The sequence below is a fragment of the Xanthomonas vesicatoria ATCC 35937 genome, from assembly GCF_001908725.1.
Classification (GTDB): Bacteria; Pseudomonadota; Gammaproteobacteria; order Xanthomonadales; family Xanthomonadaceae; genus Xanthomonas; species Xanthomonas vesicatoria.
Window position 1 is genome coordinate 1452540 of sequence record NZ_CP018725.1, and the last position, 19342, is coordinate 1471881.

General features: G+C 67.0%; 14 protein-coding genes and 1 pseudogene. 8 read left to right on the forward strand and 7 right to left on the reverse strand.

What is annotated here, in order from left to right:
• Positions 1 to 49: 49 nt before the first annotated feature.
• Together gshB and BJD12_RS06350 are read left to right on the forward strand one after the other, a co-directional pair.
• Complete coding sequence (gene gshB, locus BJD12_RS06345) at positions 50 to 1000, forward strand: glutathione synthase (RefSeq protein ID WP_005988642.1); 951 nt, start codon at positions 50 to 52, stop codon at positions 998 to 1000.
• On the forward strand, positions 997 to 1872 hold the full coding sequence (locus BJD12_RS06350) for an energy transducer TonB family protein (RefSeq protein WP_005988643.1): 876 nt from the start codon (positions 997 to 999) through the stop codon (positions 1870 to 1872). Before gshB ends, BJD12_RS06350 begins: the two co-directional genes overlap by 4 nt.
• A gap of 31 nt (positions 1873 to 1903) precedes the next feature.
• Here BJD12_RS06350 and BJD12_RS06355 read toward each other — a convergent pair whose 3' ends face one another.
• The 5 genes from BJD12_RS06355 to mrcB form a co-directional block, all read right to left on the reverse strand.
• Positions 1904 to 2842, reverse strand: a complete 939-nt coding sequence (locus tag BJD12_RS06355) for an ADP-ribosylglycohydrolase family protein (protein ID WP_005988645.1) — start codon at positions 2840 to 2842, stop codon at positions 1904 to 1906.
• Positions 2839 to 3558, reverse strand: a complete 720-nt coding sequence (gene tsaB / locus BJD12_RS06360; RefSeq protein ID WP_005988647.1) for a tRNA (adenosine(37)-N6)-threonylcarbamoyltransferase complex dimerization subunit type 1 TsaB — start codon at positions 3556 to 3558, stop codon at positions 2839 to 2841. The genes BJD12_RS06355 and tsaB overlap by 4 nt, the downstream gene beginning before the upstream one ends.
• Before the next feature lie 27 nt (positions 3559 to 3585).
• Entirely contained in the window at positions 3586 to 5595 is a 2010-nt protein-coding gene (gene yoaA / locus BJD12_RS06365; RefSeq protein WP_005988649.1) for a DNA repair helicase YoaA, read from the reverse strand.
• 602 nt (positions 5596 to 6197) lie between these two features.
• A complete protein-coding gene (locus BJD12_RS06370) occupies positions 6198 to 6722 on the reverse strand; it encodes a tetratricopeptide repeat protein (RefSeq protein ID WP_005988654.1) in 525 nt (174 codons plus the stop codon).
• 13 nt (positions 6723 to 6735) lie between these two features.
• Positions 6736 to 9180 (reverse strand): penicillin-binding protein 1B, encoded by a 2445-nt coding sequence (gene mrcB / locus BJD12_RS06375; protein WP_005988656.1) that lies wholly within the window; start codon positions 9178 to 9180, stop codon positions 6736 to 6738.
• A gap of 225 nt (positions 9181 to 9405) precedes the next feature.
• Here mrcB and BJD12_RS06380 point away from each other — a divergent pair, with 225 nt between their 5' ends.
• A complete protein-coding gene (locus BJD12_RS06380; RefSeq protein ID WP_005988658.1) occupies positions 9406 to 11511 on the forward strand; it encodes a glycosyltransferase in 2106 nt (701 codons plus the stop codon).
• A gap of 242 nt (positions 11512 to 11753) precedes the next feature.
• Here BJD12_RS06380 and BJD12_RS24540 read toward each other — a convergent pair whose 3' ends face one another.
• Together BJD12_RS24540 and BJD12_RS06390 are read right to left on the reverse strand one after the other, a co-directional pair.
• Positions 11754 to 13268 carry a hypothetical protein gene (locus tag BJD12_RS24540; protein WP_005988660.1) on the reverse strand — a complete coding sequence of 505 codons (1515 nt, stop codon included), beginning with the start codon at positions 13266 to 13268 and terminating at the stop codon, positions 11754 to 11756.
• 351 nt (positions 13269 to 13619) lie between these two features.
• Positions 13620 to 15803, reverse strand: coding sequence for a RelA/SpoT family protein (locus BJD12_RS06390; protein WP_005988661.1), 2184 nt, complete (start codon positions 15801 to 15803; stop codon positions 13620 to 13622).
• A 292-nt stretch (positions 15804 to 16095) separates the two neighbouring features.
• On the opposite strand from BJD12_RS06390, the gene pqqA reads away from it, so the two are divergent.
• From pqqA to pqqE, 5 genes and pseudogenes are all read left to right on the forward strand, one after another.
• Positions 16096 to 16176, forward strand: a complete 81-nt coding sequence (gene pqqA, locus BJD12_RS06395; RefSeq protein ID WP_002812057.1) for a pyrroloquinoline quinone precursor peptide PqqA — start codon at positions 16096 to 16098, stop codon at positions 16174 to 16176.
• An 80-nt stretch (positions 16177 to 16256) separates the two neighbouring features.
• Complete coding sequence (pqqB, locus tag BJD12_RS06400; RefSeq protein WP_005988663.1) at positions 16257 to 17156, forward strand: pyrroloquinoline quinone biosynthesis protein PqqB; 900 nt, start codon at positions 16257 to 16259, stop codon at positions 17154 to 17156.
• Positions 17153 to 17905 carry a pyrroloquinoline-quinone synthase PqqC gene (gene pqqC, locus BJD12_RS06405; RefSeq protein ID WP_005988666.1) on the forward strand — a complete coding sequence of 251 codons (753 nt, stop codon included), beginning with the start codon at positions 17153 to 17155 and terminating at the stop codon, positions 17903 to 17905. The genes pqqB and pqqC overlap by 4 nt, the downstream gene beginning before the upstream one ends.
• Positions 17902 to 18180 (forward strand): pyrroloquinoline quinone biosynthesis peptide chaperone PqqD, encoded by a 279-nt coding sequence (gene pqqD, locus BJD12_RS06410; RefSeq protein ID WP_005988668.1) that lies wholly within the window; start codon positions 17902 to 17904, stop codon positions 18178 to 18180. The genes pqqC and pqqD overlap by 4 nt, the downstream gene beginning before the upstream one ends.
• Positions 18177 to 19307: pseudogene (pqqE, locus tag BJD12_RS06415) on the forward strand (pyrroloquinoline quinone biosynthesis protein PqqE). Before pqqD ends, pqqE begins: the two are co-directional and overlap by 4 nt.
• Positions 19308 to 19342 lie beyond the last annotated feature (35 nt).

The window sequence follows — 19342 nt, forward strand, 5'->3', positions numbered from 1 at the left end:
CCCACCGCTTGAAGCTACCATCGGCAGCTTGTTCGAAAGGTTTAGCCCCATGTCGCTCGACGTCGTTGTGGTGATGGATCCCATCGCCTCCATCAAGATCGCAAAAGACACCACCTTCGCCATGCTGCTGGAAGCCCAGCGCCGTGGTCATCGTCTCCACTACGTGCGTCCGGGCGGGCTCAGCCTGCGCGAAGGCCGCGCGGTGGCCCAGGTCGCGCCGCTGAGCGTGCGTGACGACAAGGATGGGTGGTTCACCCTGGGCGAGTTCGCCGAACTGGCGTTCGGACCCGGCCAGGTGGTGCTGATGCGCAAGGACCCGCCGGTGGATGCCGAGTTCGTCTACGACACCCAGGTGTTGAGCGTGGCGCAGCGTGCTGGCGCGCAGATCGTCAACGATCCGCAAGGTCTGCGCGACTACAACGAGAAACTGGCGGCGCTGCTGTTTCCGCAGTGCTGCCCGCCGACCTTGGTCAGCCGCGATGCGGCCGCGCTGAAGGCCTTCGTGCTGGAACACGGCCAGGCGGTGCTCAAGCCGTTGGACGGCATGGGCGGGCGCTCGATCTTCCGCAGCGGCACCGGCGATCCCAATCTCAACGTGATCCTGGAAACCCTGACCGACGGCAACCGCAAGCTGACCCTGGCGCAGCGCTTCATCCCGGACATCACCGCCGGCGACAAGCGCATCCTGCTGGTGGACGGCGAGCCGGTGGACTACTGCCTGGCGCGAATTCCGCAGGGCGATGAATTCCGCGGCAACCTGGCCGCCGGCGGACGTGGCGAAGGCCGCCCGCTATCCGAGCGTGACCGCTGGATCGCCGCGCAGGTGGGCCCGGAGATGCGCCGGCGCGGCATGCGCTTCGTGGGCCTGGACGTCATCGGCGATTACCTGACCGAGGTCAACGTCACCAGCCCGACCTGCGTGCGCGAGCTGGATGCGCAGTTCGGCTTGAACATCGCCGGGCTGCTGTTCGATGCAATCGAGGCCGGCACCGCGCAATGAGCTCGGCCGCGGCGCAGCCTGCAGCGATGGACGAACGCCAGCGCATGAGCGCGATGCTGGTGATCTCGCTGTTGCTGCACGCGGCACTGATCCTGGGCGTGGGCTTCACGGTCAGCGAAGACGCGCCGCTGGTGCCGACGCTGGACGTGATCTTCAGCCAGACCAGCACGCCGTTGACGCCCAAGCAGGCCGACTTCCTGGCCCAGGCCAACCAGCAGGGCGGCGGCAACCACGACACCGCCCAGCGCCCTCGCGACAGCCAGCCGGGCGTGGTGCCGCAGGACCGCACCGGGCTTGCCCCGCAGGCGCAGCGCGCAACCAGCGTGCAGGCACCGGAGCCCACCCAGACCCGCGTGGTGAGCAGCCGTCGCGGCGAGCAGGCGGTGCCGACGCCACAACCCAATCCGCAGACCGACCCGCTCACCCCGGCCGACGCACCACGCGTACAGCGCGACGCAGAAATGGCCCGGCTTGCGGCCGAAGTGCATCTGCGCTCGGAGCAATACGCCAAGCGCCCGAACCGAAAGTTCGTCTCTGCCAGCACCCGCGAATACGCCTATGCCAACTATCTGCGCGCCTGGGTGGATCGCGCCGAGCGCGTGGGCAACCTGAATTATCCGGACGAAGCGCGCCGGCGCCGGCTGGGTGGCAAGGTGGTCATCAGCGTGGGGGTGCGTCGCGATGGCAGCGTGGAAAGCAGCCGCGTGCTGGTCTCCAGCGGCGTGCCGGCGCTGGATGATGCCGCACTGCGCGTGGTGCAACTGGCCCAGCCCTTCCCGCCCCTGCCCAGGACCAAGGACGACGTGGACATTCTGGAAGTCACGCGCACCTGGCTGTTCCTGCCCGGCGGTGAATTGCACGACGACCGCTGACTGCGGTGGCGGGCGACTGATCTTCGCCGGGTCAGCCGATGTGTTGCGATTCGCAAGCGCCCTGCGCTGCGGAATACAGGCGATCTGCCAATGCCAGGATCTCCTCCGTGTCCTGCAACCGTTTGCGCCAGGCGGCCGGAATGCCGTCGACGCCGTAAAACGCCCCCGCCAGCTGGCCGCAAATGGCCGCGGTGGTGTCGGCATCGTCACCCAGGTTCGCCGCGCGCAGCACCGCATCGGCGAACGTCTCGGTGGTGGCAAAGCACCACAGCGCGGCCGACAGCGAATCGACGACATAGCCAGTGCCGCGGATCTGCGTCACCGGCACCGCCGCGTGGTCGCGCGTTGCCAAGGCGCGCACTGCGGGCGTGACCAAGCTGTCGCACTGCGTCTGCAGCACTGCCTGACGCTCGCCGCCGAGCAGCGCAGCGCGCAGTTGCAGCGCGAACAGTTGGCAAGCGTCCAACGCTTCGGCGGCGGCATGCGTGGTGCGCGAGCTGTCAGCGGCACGCGCGCCTAATTCCTCGGGGCAATGCGCGTAATACATCGCCACCGGCGCCAGCCGCATCAACGAGCCGTTACCGGCCGCGCGCGGGTCCTCGCTGCCACTGAAAGCCGGGCCACCATCGAGATAGCGCTCCAGCGCCTGACGCACGGTGCTGCCGATGTCGAAACAACTGCCAGTGCTGCTGAGGTAGCCGTGCTGGTACCAGTTGCAATAGCGATTCATCTGATCGGCGGCATCGAATCCGTGCCGATACAGCAGGCTGTGCGCCAGGCACAGGGCCATCGAGGTGTCGTCGGTCCATTGCCCGGCGCGTAGCGCAAACGGGCCACCGCCACACATGTCGTCGATTGGGGTAAAGCTGCCCGGAGCGCAGAATTCCAGCGTGGTACCAAGCGCATCACCGACCGCCAGCCCCAGCAAGCAGCCGCGGAATCGCGCGCGTTCGAAATCGCCGTGGGTCATGGCGCGGCTGCGGCCGCCTTGGCTGCGCGCGCGGCCTGTTGCTCGACCAGCGTCAGTGCGACGTTGTCGCGCAGATACGCCGGCTCTACACGCTCTGGCGCCAGGCCCTCGCCACGCTGCAACGCCGGCACCGCCAGCGCGAGCAGGTCCGCGGCATGCGGCAAGGCGTTGGCATCGATGCTGCTCAACTGCGCTGCAAAACGCTGCTGCAGCAAACTGTCGGCGGCAGCGAACCCGGTGCCGACTCCTGCAAAGCGGTGCGCCGCATCCGGCACGACCACCGCATCGGGAGTGCACACGCGCTCCGGAGCCAGTTCCAGCAGCCCCTCCTGGTTGCGCGCGAACACCCCGGCATACACCTCGCCCATGCGCGCATCGATGCAGGCCAGCACGTGCGCAGCCTCTGCAGGTGCACGCAAGGCCAACACCTGCAGCGTGGAGACCGCCAGCACCGGTCGATCCAGACCTAACGCAATGCCCTGCGCGATGCCGATGGCCAGACGCACGCCGGTGAACGCGCCGGGCCCGCGACTGACCGCAATCGCATCGAGCTGACGCCGCGTGATGCCGGCCTCGGCCAGCAACTGCTCGGCCCACGGCAATGCCAGCTCCGCATGGCGACGTGGCGCCAGTTCGAAACGCTCGATGACGCGCCCGCCCATGTACAGCGCGACCGAGCAGGCTTCGGTGGAGGTTTCGAATGCGAGAACGTTCATGGCAGGGCCGCAGCAAGAAGGGAAAAGTCAGCCGTCGCCGAGCGGCAACGCCAGGACGCCATTGTCGCCCAGCGGCGCGGCGACGCCAAAAAACGCCCGTACATCGGCGATCTCGCGCGTGCGCGCAAACGGCGGCAGCGACTTCATGAAGGTGCGGCCGTAGCTCTTGCTCACCAAGCGCGGGTCGCACAGCACCAGCACGCCGCGGTCGGTCTCGCTGCGGATCAGCCGACCCACGCCCTGCTTGAGCGCGATGACTGCCTGCGGCAATTGCTCGTCGCGGAACGGATTGCCGCCCTCACGGCGGATCGCATCCAGGCGCGCCTCGAACACGGGGTCGTCGGGCGCGGCAAACGGCAGCTTGTCGATCACCACCACGCTCAAGGCATCGCCAACCACGTCCACGCCTTCGCGGAAACTGGCCGACCCCAGCAACACGCCGTTACCGGAATCGCGAAAGCGCTGCAGCAGGGTTGCGCGCGGCGCTTCGCCCTGTACAAACAATGGCCACGGCGCACCACGCAACGCTTCGGCCGCTTCGCGCAGCGCGCGGTGTGAGGCGAACAGCAGGAACGCACGTCCATTGGAGGCATCCAGCACCGGGGTCAACGCCGCGATCAACGCGGTACCGAAACCACGCGCGGCCGGATCGGGCAGATTCGGCGGCAGGTAGCACAGCGCCTGACGCGCCCAATCGAAGGGGCTCGGCTGCAGCAAGGTCACCGGGTCGTTCAAACCCAACCGCAGCGCGATGTGGTCGAACTCACCGCTCACCGCCAGCGTGGCCGAGGTGAATACCCAGGCTGCCTGCGATTTTTCGCGGTGTTCGCGTAGCGGCCCGGACACGTCCAGCGGCGTGCGTTGGCAGCGGAACCCACGCGGGCTCAGTTCATACCAGAGCACATCGTTGTCGACGATTTCTTCCGGCGGATCCTGCGCAAAATCCGCCACCGGCACATCTTCGCCCAGCCAGCGCGACAAGCGATTCAAGGCTTCCTGCGCCCGTGCGGTGCAGCCGTCGAATCCAGGTGAGGCCTCGCGCAATGGCAGCAGCGATTCGCCCAACCGCGCCAACGCCGACAGCACCGCATCGAATCCTTCGCGCACTTGCGGTTTGGCCAGCGCACGCCATTGCGTGCCGCGCGGCGGCAGGCCTTCCATGCCCGCCCGCAAGCCGCGCAAGGCTTCGTCCAGGGCGAGAATCGGCTCCTGCAGGCTGGCCTGCGCACCGGCGACCAGACGCGCCTCGACCATGCAATCGCGCGCCAGCTCCTGCCACGGCCGCATGCCGAAACTTTCGCCGAAGAAATTGGCTGCCAGCTCCGGTAGCTGGTGCGCTTCGTCGATCACAAACGCCTGCGCGCCAGGCAAGATCTCGCCAAAGCCCTCCTGTTTCAGCGCCAGATCGGCCAGCAGCAGATGGTGATTGACCACCACCAGATCGGCGGCCTGCGCACGCTGCCGCGCCTGCACGACGAAGCACTCCGAATAGAACGGGCATTCGGTGCCCAGGCAGTTGTCGACGGTGGAAGTCACCATCGGCAGCAGCGGCGAATCGTCCGGCAAGGCTTCCATTTCAGCCATGTCGCCGTATTGGGTGCGCCCGCTCCAGGCCACGATGCGCTCGAATTGGGACACCTGCTCGGGCGTGGCGAAGCGTGGCTCGCCACGCGCCTGCTGGGTGCGGTATTTGCACAGGTAATTGGCGCGACCTTTCAACAACGCGCTGCGCAGCCCGACGCCCAGTGCGGCGCGCACGCGCGGCAGGTCGCGGTGGAACAACTGGTCCTGCAGTGCGCGCGTGCCGGTCGAGACGATGGTCTTGAGCCCGGACAGCAGTGCCGGCACCAGATACGCATAGGTCTTGCCGGTGCCGGTGCCGGCTTCGGCCAGCAACACGTCGCGCTGCTCGAACGCCTCGGCGATGGCGCCGGTCAGGCGCAACTGCGCAGCGCGCGGCGCAAACGCATCGAGCTGACGCGCAAGCGCCCCGCCCTCGCTGAGCGCCTCGATGCTGGCAGTGGCAAGTTGGGACATGAGACCGACGGATACGGAAGAAGAAGCACGACAGCCTAGCGCGTGCGCGGTGACGCTGCGTGTCTCGGGGCTGCAACGGTCTGTAAACACTTCATCGCGCTAGGGCGAGTGCGGGCGCGGGACGCTGACGTATCGGTGTTACGGCTGCGCTGTGCCAGCCGAGGCTGACGACGATTACCGGAGCGGCTCGATAAAATTGCGATGCAGTTACTGCGCGGTGATCGCGGCGTCAGCGGTGTGGTCCAAGGTGCTGCTGCGTTCGTCACTACAGCTGCTCCATCCAAGGCCGGTTTTCCTCGCGATCGGCATTGCGATGCGACTTGAGCCGGTCAGCGGGCTCACTTCGCTGTGCATCCGCGACTTGCCGAAAAGGCAGGTTACCCATGCCACGCCCGCAGTCGCGCATCACCGGCAAAGGGCCAACGCACGCAACAACGAACGGGTAAGACGCGAACGCTTCAGACCCGCCGCGGGGGAAGCGGCGGGCGCCGTTATCGAGGTGATGTACGAGCAGGCCAGCTTACGAGGCCACCTACCCTCCCACAGGACGCAGACGACCAGGCCGGTCGCGCTGCTGGCGGCGCAGCCGGTATTCCGCGCACTCAGTACCGCTTCACACCTGGCACGGTGCAGCCGGCGATCTGCACCTTGGCCGAGGCGGCGTTCTCCTTTTCGCCCCGTGCCAGCCGTGACTGCTCGATGGTCGCCCAATGGCGACGGCACAGCGGACCAGTCTTGGAGCCCAACTCCACCGCCTGCTTGGCGAAGCGTTCGGCGGCTGGCCAATCCGCCTGCAGCACGGCCACTTCGGCACGTTCCTGCAGGATCGCCGGGTCGCCGGACACCAGCCCCAGCGCCTGATCCAGCGCCGCCGCCGCACCGGGCAGATCGCCGGCCTGGCGCTTGGCCTTGGCGCTCTCGCGCAGGTCGTCCACCTGCGGGTCGCGCAACGGTTGCACCGACAGCTCGGTGTCGTCGACACCGGCTTCGCGCTCGATCAGCAGTAGCCGCTGTGTGGGCGTGGTCGGATCCACCGGGGTCGGCGGCGGCGCGGGCGGCGCACTGACGCAAGCGGTGACGGCGGCGAGCACGCCGATCAGGGCAACGAGGCGGTGCAATCGGATCATGGGGTCACTCCACTCAATGTGCAGGGGGCGCCGACGTAGGCGCGGGTGCGGGTTCTTCCGGCTTCTTTTCCAACCCGAAGAAACGCCGCCAGCCGCCGCCGCTGGACTGCTCGGCGGGTGCGGATGCTTCCTCCGGCACGCCTTCGATGGAGGGCGCATTGCCGGCACACGGTGCAAACGCCGGGGTGAAGCCGACCACAAACGGGAACTGGCGGGCGCCCGGGCAGGCAGGATCAGTGACGCCGGTGCCGGCCGCATCGACCCACTGCCAGTCCAGGCCCTTGCCGCTCACCTTCAGCGGTGCGCTGGGCAGACGCGCGAAGATGCTCGACCACACCCGCATCGCGCCGGTGGCACCGTACAGGCCAGTCTCTTCGTTCTGGTCGTTCCCCATCCAGATCACCGCCAGATGGTCCCCGGTGTAGCCGGCATACCAGCTGTCGCGGCCATCGTTGGAGGTGCCGGTCTTGCCGGCCGGCGAAAGGCGCCCAAGACCGTCGCCCAGCAGCTGCCGCGCGGTACCGCCGCTGACCACCTGCTGCAGGGCGACGCTGATCAGGTTGGCCGCCACCGAATCGCCTTCCTGCGCCGGTGCCGGGGTCTTGTCGTAGCGCTTGAGCAACTTGCCCTGCGGGTCGAGCACGCCACGCACCGCATGTAGCGGCTGGATCTCGCCACCGGCGGCCAGGAACTGGTACAGCTGCGCCATGCCGTACGGGCTCTGGTCGGTGGCACCCAGGATCAGCGAAGGATTGGGGTCGGCCTTGATGCCGGCCAGCACCTGGATCAATTGCGCGACGCGATCGGCGCCCACCTGCATACCCACCCGCACCGTGGCTTGGTTGTACGAATGCGCCAGCGCATCGATCAGCCTTACCGTGCCATGGCTGCGGTTGTCGGAATTGCCTGGCGACCAGGTCTTGCCCCGGCTCAGCTGCACCGTCACCGGTGCATCGTCGACCCAACTGGACAGCGCCCAGCGGTCCGGCGACGCCAGCGCCAGCAGGTAGACGAATGGCTTGAGCAACGAGCCCACCTGCCGCTGCGCTTCGACTGCGCGATTGAAGCCAGGCTTGGCCACATCGCGGCTGCCGACGACCGCCAGCACATCGCCGTTATGCACGTCGGTCAACACCAGGCCGGCCTGCAGCGGCGGACGCTTCTTGTTGTCCAGCCGCTTGATGGTGCCGGTCACCGCGCCTTCGGCGTAGGCCTGCGCGGATGGCGACATGCCGGTGAGCACGCTCATGCCGGCGCCTTGCAGCACGCCTTCGGGATAATCGTGGGCCAGCTGCCGGCGCACCAGATCCACATAGGCCGGGAAGCGGTTGGCGGCAACCAGACCCGGTTCGGTGGGTACGCCCAGCGGCGCGGCCAGCGCGCGCTTGTACTCGGCATCGTCGATCAGCTGATTCTCGTGCAGCTTGCCCAGCACGAAGTTGCGCCGATCCAGCGCACGCTCCGGGTTGCGCCGCGGATCGTAATACGACGGCCCCTTGACCAACCCGATCAGCAACGCGATCTGCTCGGTGGTCATCGAATTGAGCTCGCGACCGAACCACAGTTCCGCCCCCGAAGACACGCCGTGGATGGCCTGCCCGCCGCGCTGACCCAGATAGACCTGATTGAGGTAGGCCTCCAGGATGGTGCGCTTGTCGTAGCGCGCCTCCATGATCACCGCGTACAGAATCTCGTTGAATTTGCGCGTAAACGTCTGTTCCTTGCCGATGCCGAGCAGGCCGCTGCGCGCCAGCTGCTGGGTCAAGGTGCTGGCGCCCTGACGGACCTGGCCGCCGGAGCGCACCATGATCCAGGCCGCACGCACCATGCCGCTCAGATCGATGCCGTGATGGCTGTTGAAGTCGCGGTCTTCCACCGCCTGCAAGCCGGTTACCAGCAGTTCCGGCACTTCCTCCATCCGAACCAGGCGGCGCTCTTCCTGCTTCTGCCCATACAACGTGGCGATACGTGCCGGGTCCAGTCGCGCGCTCTTGAGCGTCTTGCGGTCGGCCGCATCGCGCAGGCTCGCCACGCGACCACCGGCCAGACTGACCTCGATACGTCGTGCAGGTACGCGCCCGTCCACATCGTTATAGCCACGGCTGGCGATGGTGAAGCGGCTGCCCTCTTGCTGATACGTACCCGCCAGCTTGGCCTGGCTGTCGTCGCGGTAAGACGCCGCATCGAGTTCGGTCTTGAGCGTCGCTGCATCCAGCGCATTGCCGGGCACCAGCACCAGCGGACGCCCGTACACGCGCGTCGGGATCTGCCAACGCAGCTCGCCGAAGCGTTGCGTGACCTGCTTGTTCAGATACACCGTGTAGGGGATCAGGAAACCGAGCGCCAGCGCAATCGCAGCAAATCCCCAGACAATCAGCCTGCGTTGCCAGCGGGAGCCTTGCGCGTTGGAGTCGTCCTGAAAGTCGTCGGAATCGTCGTGGTCGTAGCGTCGGGGCACGGGAATGCGAGAATGTAGAGTCCGGCGAGTCTAGCGCAGCGCTGTCACGGTTGCGGCTTGCTGGTCCTGCCGACTTAAGCGCGGCTAACAAAACGTCCGCGCTCACGGTGGCCCGTGTCGGCGCGGCGAGCGCCCCTCGCTACACTGGCTGCGGCTGTCCGCCGGCTGCGCCATCGCACCACCCGCTCACCAGTTCATCCGTCTCTACGCTGGAGTTTCAACGCAATGTCGATGTCCCTGGCCGATGCGCGCTATCTGTTCAATCGCGTGCTCGGCCTGATCCACCGCAGCGTGGCCAGCATGCGCACACGCGGGTGGCGTGCCACCTGGCAGCGCATTCGCGTGCACACCCAGGCACCGCCGGTCGCGCTCGGCACACCGCTATGGCTGCCCGATGCCGCGCCGTTTGCCGCATTTGCGGTGCCCCACAGCGCCGCGCCGCGCGTGACGGTGGTGATCCCGGTCTACAACCACATCGCCCATACCCTGGCCTGTCTGCGTGCGCTGGCTGCGCATCCGCCGCAGCTGGAGGTGGAGATCATCGTGGTGGACGACGGCAGCAGCGATGCCACGGCCGTGGAGCTGCCGCAGATTGCCGGCCTGCAGTACCACCTGCGCGCCAGCAACGGCGGCTTCATCGCTGCCTGCAACGACGGGATCGCGCTGGCACGGGGCGAGTACGTGGTATTGCTCAACAACGACACCATCCCGCAGCCCGGCTGGCTGGATCGGCTGATCGACACGTTTGTCGCGTATCCGAACGCCGGCCTGGTCGGCGCGCAACTGGTGTACCCGGACGGGCGCCTGCAGGAATCCGGCGGCGTGGTCTTCGGCGACGGCAGCGCCTGGAGCTACGGCCGCTTCGAGTCGGCCGACGACCCGCGTTATGCCTATGTCCGCGCGATGGACTACTGCTCGGGCGCGGCGATTGCGCTGCCGCGGGCGCTGTTGCTGACGACCCTGGGTGGGCTGGATCGGCGCTACATGCCCGCCTATTACGAAGACACCGACCTGGCCTTTGCGGTACGCGCCGCCGGGCATCAGGTCCTGGTGCAGCCGGCCAGCGTGGTGGTGCATGACGAAGGCACCAGCAACGGCACCGACACACGCACCGGGGTGAAGGCCTATCAGGTGCGCAATCAGGCCGTTTTCGCGGAAAAATGGCAGCAGGCGCTGGCGACGCAGTTGCCGGTCGGCACGGTGCCCGGCCCGGCGCAGCTGCATCGCGGGCAACGCCAGGTGCTGATCCTGGACGAATGCGTGCCGCAGCCGGATCGCGATTCCGGCTCGCTGCGGCAATTCAATCTGATCCGGCTGTTGCGCGAAGAAGGCGCGCATGTGGTGTTCGTGCCGACCCGGCGCGAACATGCCGGCCGCCACACCCGGGCGCTGCAGCAACTGGGCGTGGAGGTCTGGTACGCGCCGTTCCTGGACGGTATCGGCAGCTGGTTGCGCACGCACGGCCCGCGTTTTGCGGTGGTGCTGCTGGTGCGCCATCACGTTGCCCACGCCTGCCTGCCGCTGTTGAAGCAGTACGCCCCGCAGGCACGCACCCTGTTCGACACCGTCGACCTGCACTACCTGCGCGAGCGCCGCGGCGCCGAGCTCGCCGGCGATGCCAATCTGCTGCGCAGCGCCGAACGCACCCGGGTACGCGAGCTGGAGATCATGGCGGCCACCGACGTCACCCTGCTGGTGTCTGCCGCCGAACAGGCGCAACTGCGCGCGGATGCGCCGCAGATCCGCACCGCCCTGCTGTCCAACCTGCACGAGGTCGCCGGCAGCGGCCACAGCTTCGCGCAACGCCGCGATCTGGTGTTCGTGGGCGGCTTCCGGCATCCGCCCAACGTGGATGCGGTGCAGTGGTTCATCAGCGCGATTTTCCCGCAGGTACGCGCGCAGCTGCCGGACGTGGAATTTCATTGCATCGGTGCGGATCTGCCGGAGGCATTGAAGCTGCTTGCGGACGAATGCCCCGGCGTGCGCCTGCATGGCCATGTGCCGGATCTGGTGCCGTTCATGGACAGCGCGCGTATTGCGGTTGCCCCGTTGCGCTTCGGCGCCGGGGTCAAGGGCAAGATCAACTTGAGCATGGCGCATGGTCAACCGGTGGTCGGCACCACCTGCGCCGTGGAAGGCATGCATCTGCGCGATGGCGAGGATGTCTGCGTGGCCGACGCCGCCGACGCCTTTGCCAACGCCATCGTGCAGCTGTATCAGGATGCGGCGCGATGGCAGACGCTGGCCGACAACGGCCTGCGCAACGTGGCCGAACACTTCTCGCTGGACGCAGCGCGCGCAACCGTCCGCGAGTTGTTTATCGCCGGATGAGCTGACGCTCCTGGTGACTGACGGGTTTGTTGCGGCTCGAACGGGTGCATTCGTACGACGCAGAGTATTGCGGGCTGCATGGATCTCTTGGCGCGCAGGATGCGTTAGTTCGTAGTATTTGCTTACCGCAACAACGAATGCGCACATGGATCGCGAGGCTCGTTCGTAGCCTCATCCGCTCTTTTCCTCGTTGGGCACCTTCTCCCGATGGAGAAGAAAGCACCCGTTGGCGCAGATAGTCCCTAGCGCTGCTCTGCGACCGCCTTGACCCGGCGCGTGAATTCGGCCAGTTCCGGCAAGCCGGGGTCCAGTTGACGCGCTTCGTCCTGCGCACGTCGCGCAAACACTGCATCCTCCTGGCCCAGGCGCTCGCTACCAACCGCAACCCAGCGTTGCGCAAGACGTCGGCGCGCGCCGGCCAACGCATCGCCATTCGGTGTCAGTGCCTGCCAGGCATCCAGGCAGCCGCGCGCGGCACGCAGCCGGTTGTTGCGCAGTTCGTCTTCGAAACAGCGCTGGCTCGCCGGCACCACACGCGCGGCGGCCTGCAGCACGCGTGGATCGCGTGGTGCCAGCGCCTGTGCCGCGCGCACTGCGTCGTATGCGCTGGCACCCGGTGGCGTCATCCATTGCTGACGCGCCTCGGCGTCGGCAACCCGTTGCAGCAGTGCGCGCAAACGGCGCTCGCGAACGCCGCGCGACAGGCCGGTTTCCGGGCCGCGCTGGGCATCGCGGGCGCGGGCGATGGCCTGCTCGGCCTGGGCGATGGCCGCGGTGCCCGGCACCAGCGCTTGCGCCTGTTGCAGCGACTGCATCGCCGCATCGAATTGAAAGTCTGCGGCCTGCCGACCTGCCTGTGCGGCGTATTCGCTGGTCACCCGTTCCAGCCCGTGCTGCGCGCCGACATCGTCCGGCTCGGCCGCCAGCACTGCGTTGAAATCGCGTGCCGCCGGGGCTAGCCGGCCCCGCCGCAGTAATGCCTCGGCGCGTTGTCGGCGCTGATCCAGCGCACGGTGATAGTGCCCTTCGGTCAATGGCACATCGGCATGCCCGGCATCGTAGCGCTTGGCTGCGGCGAGCAAGGCCGCCGCCTCGCCGAGTGCGTCTCGCGCCAGCGCATGACGCGCCTGCGCCAACAGATCGGTCAGGGCATCTTCGCGCCCTTCCAATGCGTCGGTGCGGTCAGGCGCCAGGGTCAGGATGCGCTGATACAGCGGCAACGCGCTGTCGGGTGTGCCATCTAGGCGGCCTTGCTGCTGGGCGGCGGCGGCTTGCGCCAGCAAGGCATCCAGCCCAGCGCGGCGCGCCTGCAATTGACGCAGCCGCAGCGCGACCGGCGCGATCTGCGCCTGCGGCACCTCCAGTGCAGTGGCCAATGCCAGCGTGCGCTGCGCAGCGGCGGCATCGCCAGCCGCGATGGCGGCACGTGCCTGCACTACGGCGGCAACACCGGTCCGCGCCAAGCCGGCACGTGCCTCGGCGCGATCGTTATCCAACGCAAGCGCCGCGGTGAACAGTTCGCGGGCGCCGCTGCCGTCGGCGGCACTCAGCTTGCCGCGCGACAACGCGGCATCGCCACGTTGCAGCAGTTGCTGGCTGCGGGTATCGGGCCATAGCAAATCACCCAGCGGTTTGCGCAGCGCGATGACGCTCAACAGCAGACAGGCGGCCAGCACCAGCACCACGCGCCACAGCGCACGGCTGCGCAACGGCGCCCAGAGGCGCGGCGACCTGACCCAGCGCGGCAGGGGAAACATGCGGTGGCGTCCATCCTTGGCGCGACCTGACGGGGACGCGTTCACGAGCGTATGGTAGCGGGCCGTGTTGCGAAGAGTGTGTGGGCGGAGGCGGGACCGGAGGAGTCGGAAGTCGGGACTGGCCCAGCCGGCCGTTGACTAGGGCTGGTGCGTTGCCCGGACGGGTCTAGCCTGGTGAATCGGTGACTCGTGGAGCGCCCGCAAAACGCCTGGTATGGCGGAGAGATAAGCAGTAGCGCTGCAGCCACAAACGGCGCCAGGAGCGCAGCACGCCAAGCATCAGCCGATGCCGCGCGCGCCCCCAACCAGCGGCATTGCCGGCCAGCAGCGCGCGACGCGGCTTGATCGCACTCAGCCCAGTCGCCGCACCTCATTCACGCCGGGCAAGGCATCCAGCTTGCCGAGCAGCGCAGACAGCTGGTCGTAGTCGCTGACCTTGAGCCGCAGCCGCAGCTGCGCCCTGCCGGTGTCGCGCACGTTGTCGCTGTTGATTTCCAGCACGTGCGCATCTTCCTGCGCGATCAGGTTGGTGATGTCCTTGAGCAGCCAGCGGCGGTCCACCGCGCGCACCTGCACATCCACTTCATAGCCGCTGCCGGCCTTGCCCCACTCCACCGGCAACACGCGTTGCGGGTGGGCGGCCGCCAGCCGCGCCAACGCTGCACAGTCGGTGCGATGCACGGTAATGCCACGGCCGCGAGTGAGGTAGCCGGCAATCGGCTCGCCGGCCACCGGCTGGCAGCACCTCGCCAGTTGCACCAGCAAATTCCCCACGCCCTGCACGGTGAACTTGGATTTGCCCAGGCCTTCGCGACGCGCGGTGGGTCGCGGTGGTGCCGGCACCGCAGGTTGCGAGGCGGCGCGCTCGGCTTCCAGCGCCGCACGGCTGACCTGGTTCGGCCCGGTATCGCCCAGCGCCACCTGGATATACAGATCGTCGACGTTTTCAGCGTGGAACTTGCGCGTCGCCACGCTCAGGTCGGCATGCTGCAGGCCCAGACGCTTGAGCTCGCGATCGAGCAAGTCCTTGCCGGCCTGCACGTTGCGCGCGCGGTCGAGCTTGTGGAACCAGGCGCGGACCTTGTCGCGCGAGCGCCCGCTGGCCAGAAACCCGTTGGACGCCAGCAGCCAGTCGCGACGCGGGTCGGCTTCCTTGGCGGTCATGATCTCCACGCGGTCGCCGCTGCGCAGCCGGTAGGTCAGCGGCACGATGCGGTCGTTGACCCGCGCACCACGGCAGCGATGGCCGACCATGGTGTGCACGTGGTACGCAAAATCCAAAGGGGTGGCGCCTTGCGGCAGATCGATCACCTCGCCCTTGGGCGTCAGCGCATACACGCGGTCTTCGATCAGCTCGGCGTCCAGCGCACCGGCCAGCTCGCCGTGGTCGCCTTCCTGCACCTGTTCCAGCAATTGGCGCATCCACAGGATCTTGCGGTCGAAGGCTTTTTCGCCGCCCTTTCCGCCTTCCTTGTACTTCCAGTGCGCGGCCACGCCGAGCTCGGCTTGGGCATGCATCTCGTGGGTGCGGATCTGGATCTCGATCGTGCGCCCTTCCGGGCCGACCACGGCGGTATGCAGCGACCGGTAGTCGTTGGCCTTGGGCCGGGCGATGTAATCGTCGAACTCGCTCGGCACCGGTGCCCACAGCGAATGCACCGCACCCAAGGCCGCGTAGCAGGCAGCCACGTCGTCGACCATGACGCGTATCGCGCGCACGTCGTACAACTGGTCGAACGACAGCCGCTTTTTCTGCATCTTCCGCCAGATGCTGTAGATATGCTTCGGTCGCCCGCTGACCTCTGCGCGCAGGCCCTGCCCGGCCAATGCGCTCGACAAGGCGCGCTTGACCGCCTCGATATAGCGCTCGCGCGCCACCCGGGTTTCGTCCACTTCGCGTGCGATGCGGCGGTAGGTGTCCGGTTCCAGATGCCGGAAAGCCAGGTCCTCCAGCTCCCACTTCACCTGCCAGATGCCCAGCCGGTTGGCCAGGGGCGCATGGATGTCGCGGGTGAGCTGGGCCAGCGCGCGGCGCTGCTCCTCGCTGAGGCGGTCGGCGACCCGCATACGCGCGAGCTGCCGCGCCAGCAGGATCGGCACCACGCGCAAGTCGTGGATGATGGACAACAGCAGACGCCGCAAGCCCTCGCTGTTTCGCCCAGCCTCGCGCCCGGCATGCAGCGCCCAGACCTGGTCTGCCGCATCCAGGCCATCCAGCAGGCCTTCTACCGCCACCCGCCGCTCCACCGGCTGCCATGGCAATCCCGCAACCATGCCGCGCAAGGCCGGTAGGTCGTACAGCAATGCCGCAATCAAGGTGGCCTCGTCGGCTGCCAGCGACGCCAGCACGTCCAGCGTGTCGGCAAGCAGTGCCCAAGGTACAGCGTCGGCTTCCACGGACGGTGCATCCTGCCAAGCCTGCGCCAGTGCATTGCGTATTGCAGGCGCGATCGACGCGATGGCCGGGCGTTGCAACAGGGCCTGCAGGCGTTCGAATGAGGAGCTCGTCACAACGGTGGACACGGCGGCCGGCAATCACTGGGGTCTGATGGCTACGGTAACGTGCGCGTCACCTTCTCCACAACGCGCAATTCCTGCCCAAACCGGTCTTGGCGGCAGGTGTGCGCTTATGGTCGGTTCACCCGCCAAGGTCTTGATTCAGAACCCCTCTACGACAACAGCGCCTCGTTGCCACGTCCTAATTGCGACGCAGCGAGCGCTTTTTACAAGCTCTTTACAATTGGAATAAACCAGCTGCCTATGCTCGGCCCACGTCATCGCTGCATTACGCCGCGACGGCGTTTTTCCACCCACTGCGAGGTAGCCGATGAAGACCTGGAAGAAGCCTGTCGTTCGTGAAGTCAACTGTGGCGCCGAAATCAACTGCTACGTCTCTGGCGAGTTTTGATCCGGCACGTCTCAAGCGCACCAGCCGCCCTTCCTTTTGATGCATGACCGGCAGCTGCCGGAAGAGTAGGTAACAGTTCCATGCGCATCATCGTTCTGGGATCGGCGGCCGGCGGTGGGCACCCGCAGTGGAATTGCCACACACCCGCAAGTCTGCGGGCGTGGCACCAAACAGACGGTGCCCAACGTCGTACCCAAGCCAGCATCGCGGTCAGCGCCGACGGCGAGCGCTGGGTGCTGATCAATGCCTCCCCCGACTTTCGCCAACAAATTCTCGCCACACCCGCATTGTGGCCACAGCATGGCCTGCGACATTCGCCGATCGAAGCAGTGCTGCTGACCAGCGGCGAAATTGATCATATCGCCGGGCTATTGTCGATGCGCGAAAGCCAGCGGTTCACCCTGCATGCCAGCAGCCGCGTTCTGGATCTGCTTGCGCAAAACCCCATATTCGATGCGATCAACCCGCAGTATGTGACGCGCCAGCCATTTGCACTGGACACGCCGGTTCCACTGCTCGACCTGCAACTGACGCCCTTCTCGGTGCCGGGCAAGGTGCCACTGTTCATGGAATCGCGCAGCGACGGCGACCTGGCCGGCTCCAACGAAGAAACCCTGGGGCTCACCATCGACGATGGCCAGCACCGCGTGCACTACGTCCCGGGCTGTGCAGCGATGACCGACGCGTTGCGCGCGCGCCTGCAGGGCGCCGAGCTGGTGTTCTTCGACGGCACGCTGTGGCGCGACGATGAGATGGTGACCCTTGGGGTCAGCCAGAAGACCGGCCACCGCATGGGTCACATGAGCATCGACGGCCCAGACGGCACCATTGCTGCGTTCGCGCCATTAGACGTGGCACGCAAGATTTTCATCCATATCAACACCACCAATCCCGTGCTCGACATCCACTCGCCGCAGTACGCCAGCGCGCGTGCCAGCGGTTGGGACGTTGCCCACGACGGCCTGGAGATCACGCTGTGACCGCCCTGCTCACCCCCGACCAACTGGAAGCGGATCTGCGCGCGATCGGCGCACGCCTGTATCACGACCAGCATCCGTTTCATGCGTTATTGCACGACGGCAAGCTCGATCGCGGCCAGGTGCAGGCCTGGGCGCTGAATCGCTTCGAATACCAGCGCTGCATTCCGCTCAAAGACGCCGCAATCCTGGCGCGCATGGAAGACCCGGCACTGCGGCGGATCTGGCGCCAGCGCATCCTCGACCACGATGGCAATAGCGCCACCGATGGCGGCATCGCACGTTGGCTGCATCTGACCGACGCGCTGGGCCTGGATCGCGGCCTGGTCGAATCCGGGCGTGCCTTGCTGCCCGGCACGCGGTTTGCGGTGCAGGCGTATCTGCACTTCGTCCGCGAAAAAAGCCTGCTTGAGGCGATTGCCTCCTCGCTCACCGAACTGTTCGCACCCAACATCATCGGGCAGCGCGTGGCCGGCATGCTCAAGCATTACGACTTCGTCTCGTCCGAGGCGCTGGCGTACTTCGAGCACCGCCTGACCGAGGCGCCGCGCGATTCGGATTTCGCACTCGACTACGTCAAGCAGCATGCCGATACGGTCGAAAAACAGGAACTGGTGAAAGCCGCCCTGCATTTCAAATGCTCGGTGCTGTGGGCGCAGCTGGATGCCTTGCACGTGGCCTATGTCACGCCCGGTATCGTGTGGCCGGACGCGTTCGTGCCTGGGCGCGACACCCGCCGGGCGGCTGCATGAGCGGGATTACCCGCGAGAGTCAGCCGGCGCTGCGCGCGGGCGTGCGCCTGCAGCACGACCGCGCACGCGACCAGTGGGTACTGCTCGCGCCTGAACGTGTGGTCGAACTGGACGAAATTGCGCTGGTGGTGGCACAGCGCTTCGATGGCGCGCGGTCGCTGGCGCAGATTGCGCAGGAATTGGCCGCAGACTTCGATGCCGACGCCGCCGAAATCGAAGTGGATGTGATCGAACTCACCACCACCCTGCATCAAAAACGTCTGTTGCGGGTATGACGACGACTGCACCTCCGCCGCTATCGGTCTTGCTGGAGCTGACCCACCGCTGCCCGTTGGCGTGCCCGTACTGCTCCAACCCGATTGCCCTGGCCGCGCTGCGCGAGGAGATGGACACCGCCGGCTAGCGCTCGCTGCTGCAACAGGCTGCCGACATGGGCGTGCTGCAGGCGCATTTTTCCGGTGGCGAGCCGATGTTGCGCAAGGACCTGCCCGAGCTGGTGGCGCATGCGCGCGCACTCGGGCTATACAGCAATCTGATCACCTCCGGCGTGGCGGGCGGCGAGCCGATGCTGGACCAGTTGCAGGCCGCCGGGCTGGAACATGTGCAGCTCAGCGTGCAGGACGTGGACCCGGCCGGTGCGGACCGCATTGCCGGCTATCGCAACAGCCTGTCGAAGAAGCGCGATTTTGCCGCGACCGTACGCGCACGCGACCTGCCACTGACGATCAATGCAGTATTGCACCGGCACAATGCCGAACGCGTACCCGGCATGATTGCGTTGGCGTTGGAATGGCAGGCCGAGCGCATTGAAGTGGCGCATACCCAGTACTACGGCTGGGGCCTGCGCAATCGTGCTGCGCTGATGCCCAGCCGCGAGCAGCTGATGGCGACCATCGAAGTGGTGGAAACCGCGCGGCGCGAGCTCGGCGACCGTCTGGCGATCGACTTCGTCACCCCCGATTACTACGCACGCCAACCCAAGCCCTGCATGGGCGGTTGGGGGCAGCGTTTTGTCAATATTTCCCCCCGCGGTGACGTCCTGCCGTGCCACGCGGCCGAAACCATCGACGGCATGCGCTTCGACAACCTGCGCGAGCGCTCGCTGGCCGACATCTGGAACAACGGTGAGGCCTTCGTGCGGTTTCGGGGGACCGCCTGGATGCCCGAGGTCTGCCAGGGTTGCCCCAAGCGCGAGATCGACTGGGGTGGTTGCCGCTGCCAGGCGCTGGCGCTCAGCGGTAATGCCGCCACGCTCGACCCGGTGTGCGAACGCTCACCCGACCATGCGCAGGTGCGCGCAACCGCCGACACCGAGGCAGCCGCATCGCCGCCGGAGTTCATCTACCGCCGCCCCGCCCGCCTTGCGCAGGCGCCATCGGCCACCGCAGACAGCGTGGACTGAGTGGCGTCGGCCGGCACGAAACAGCGTCTACACTA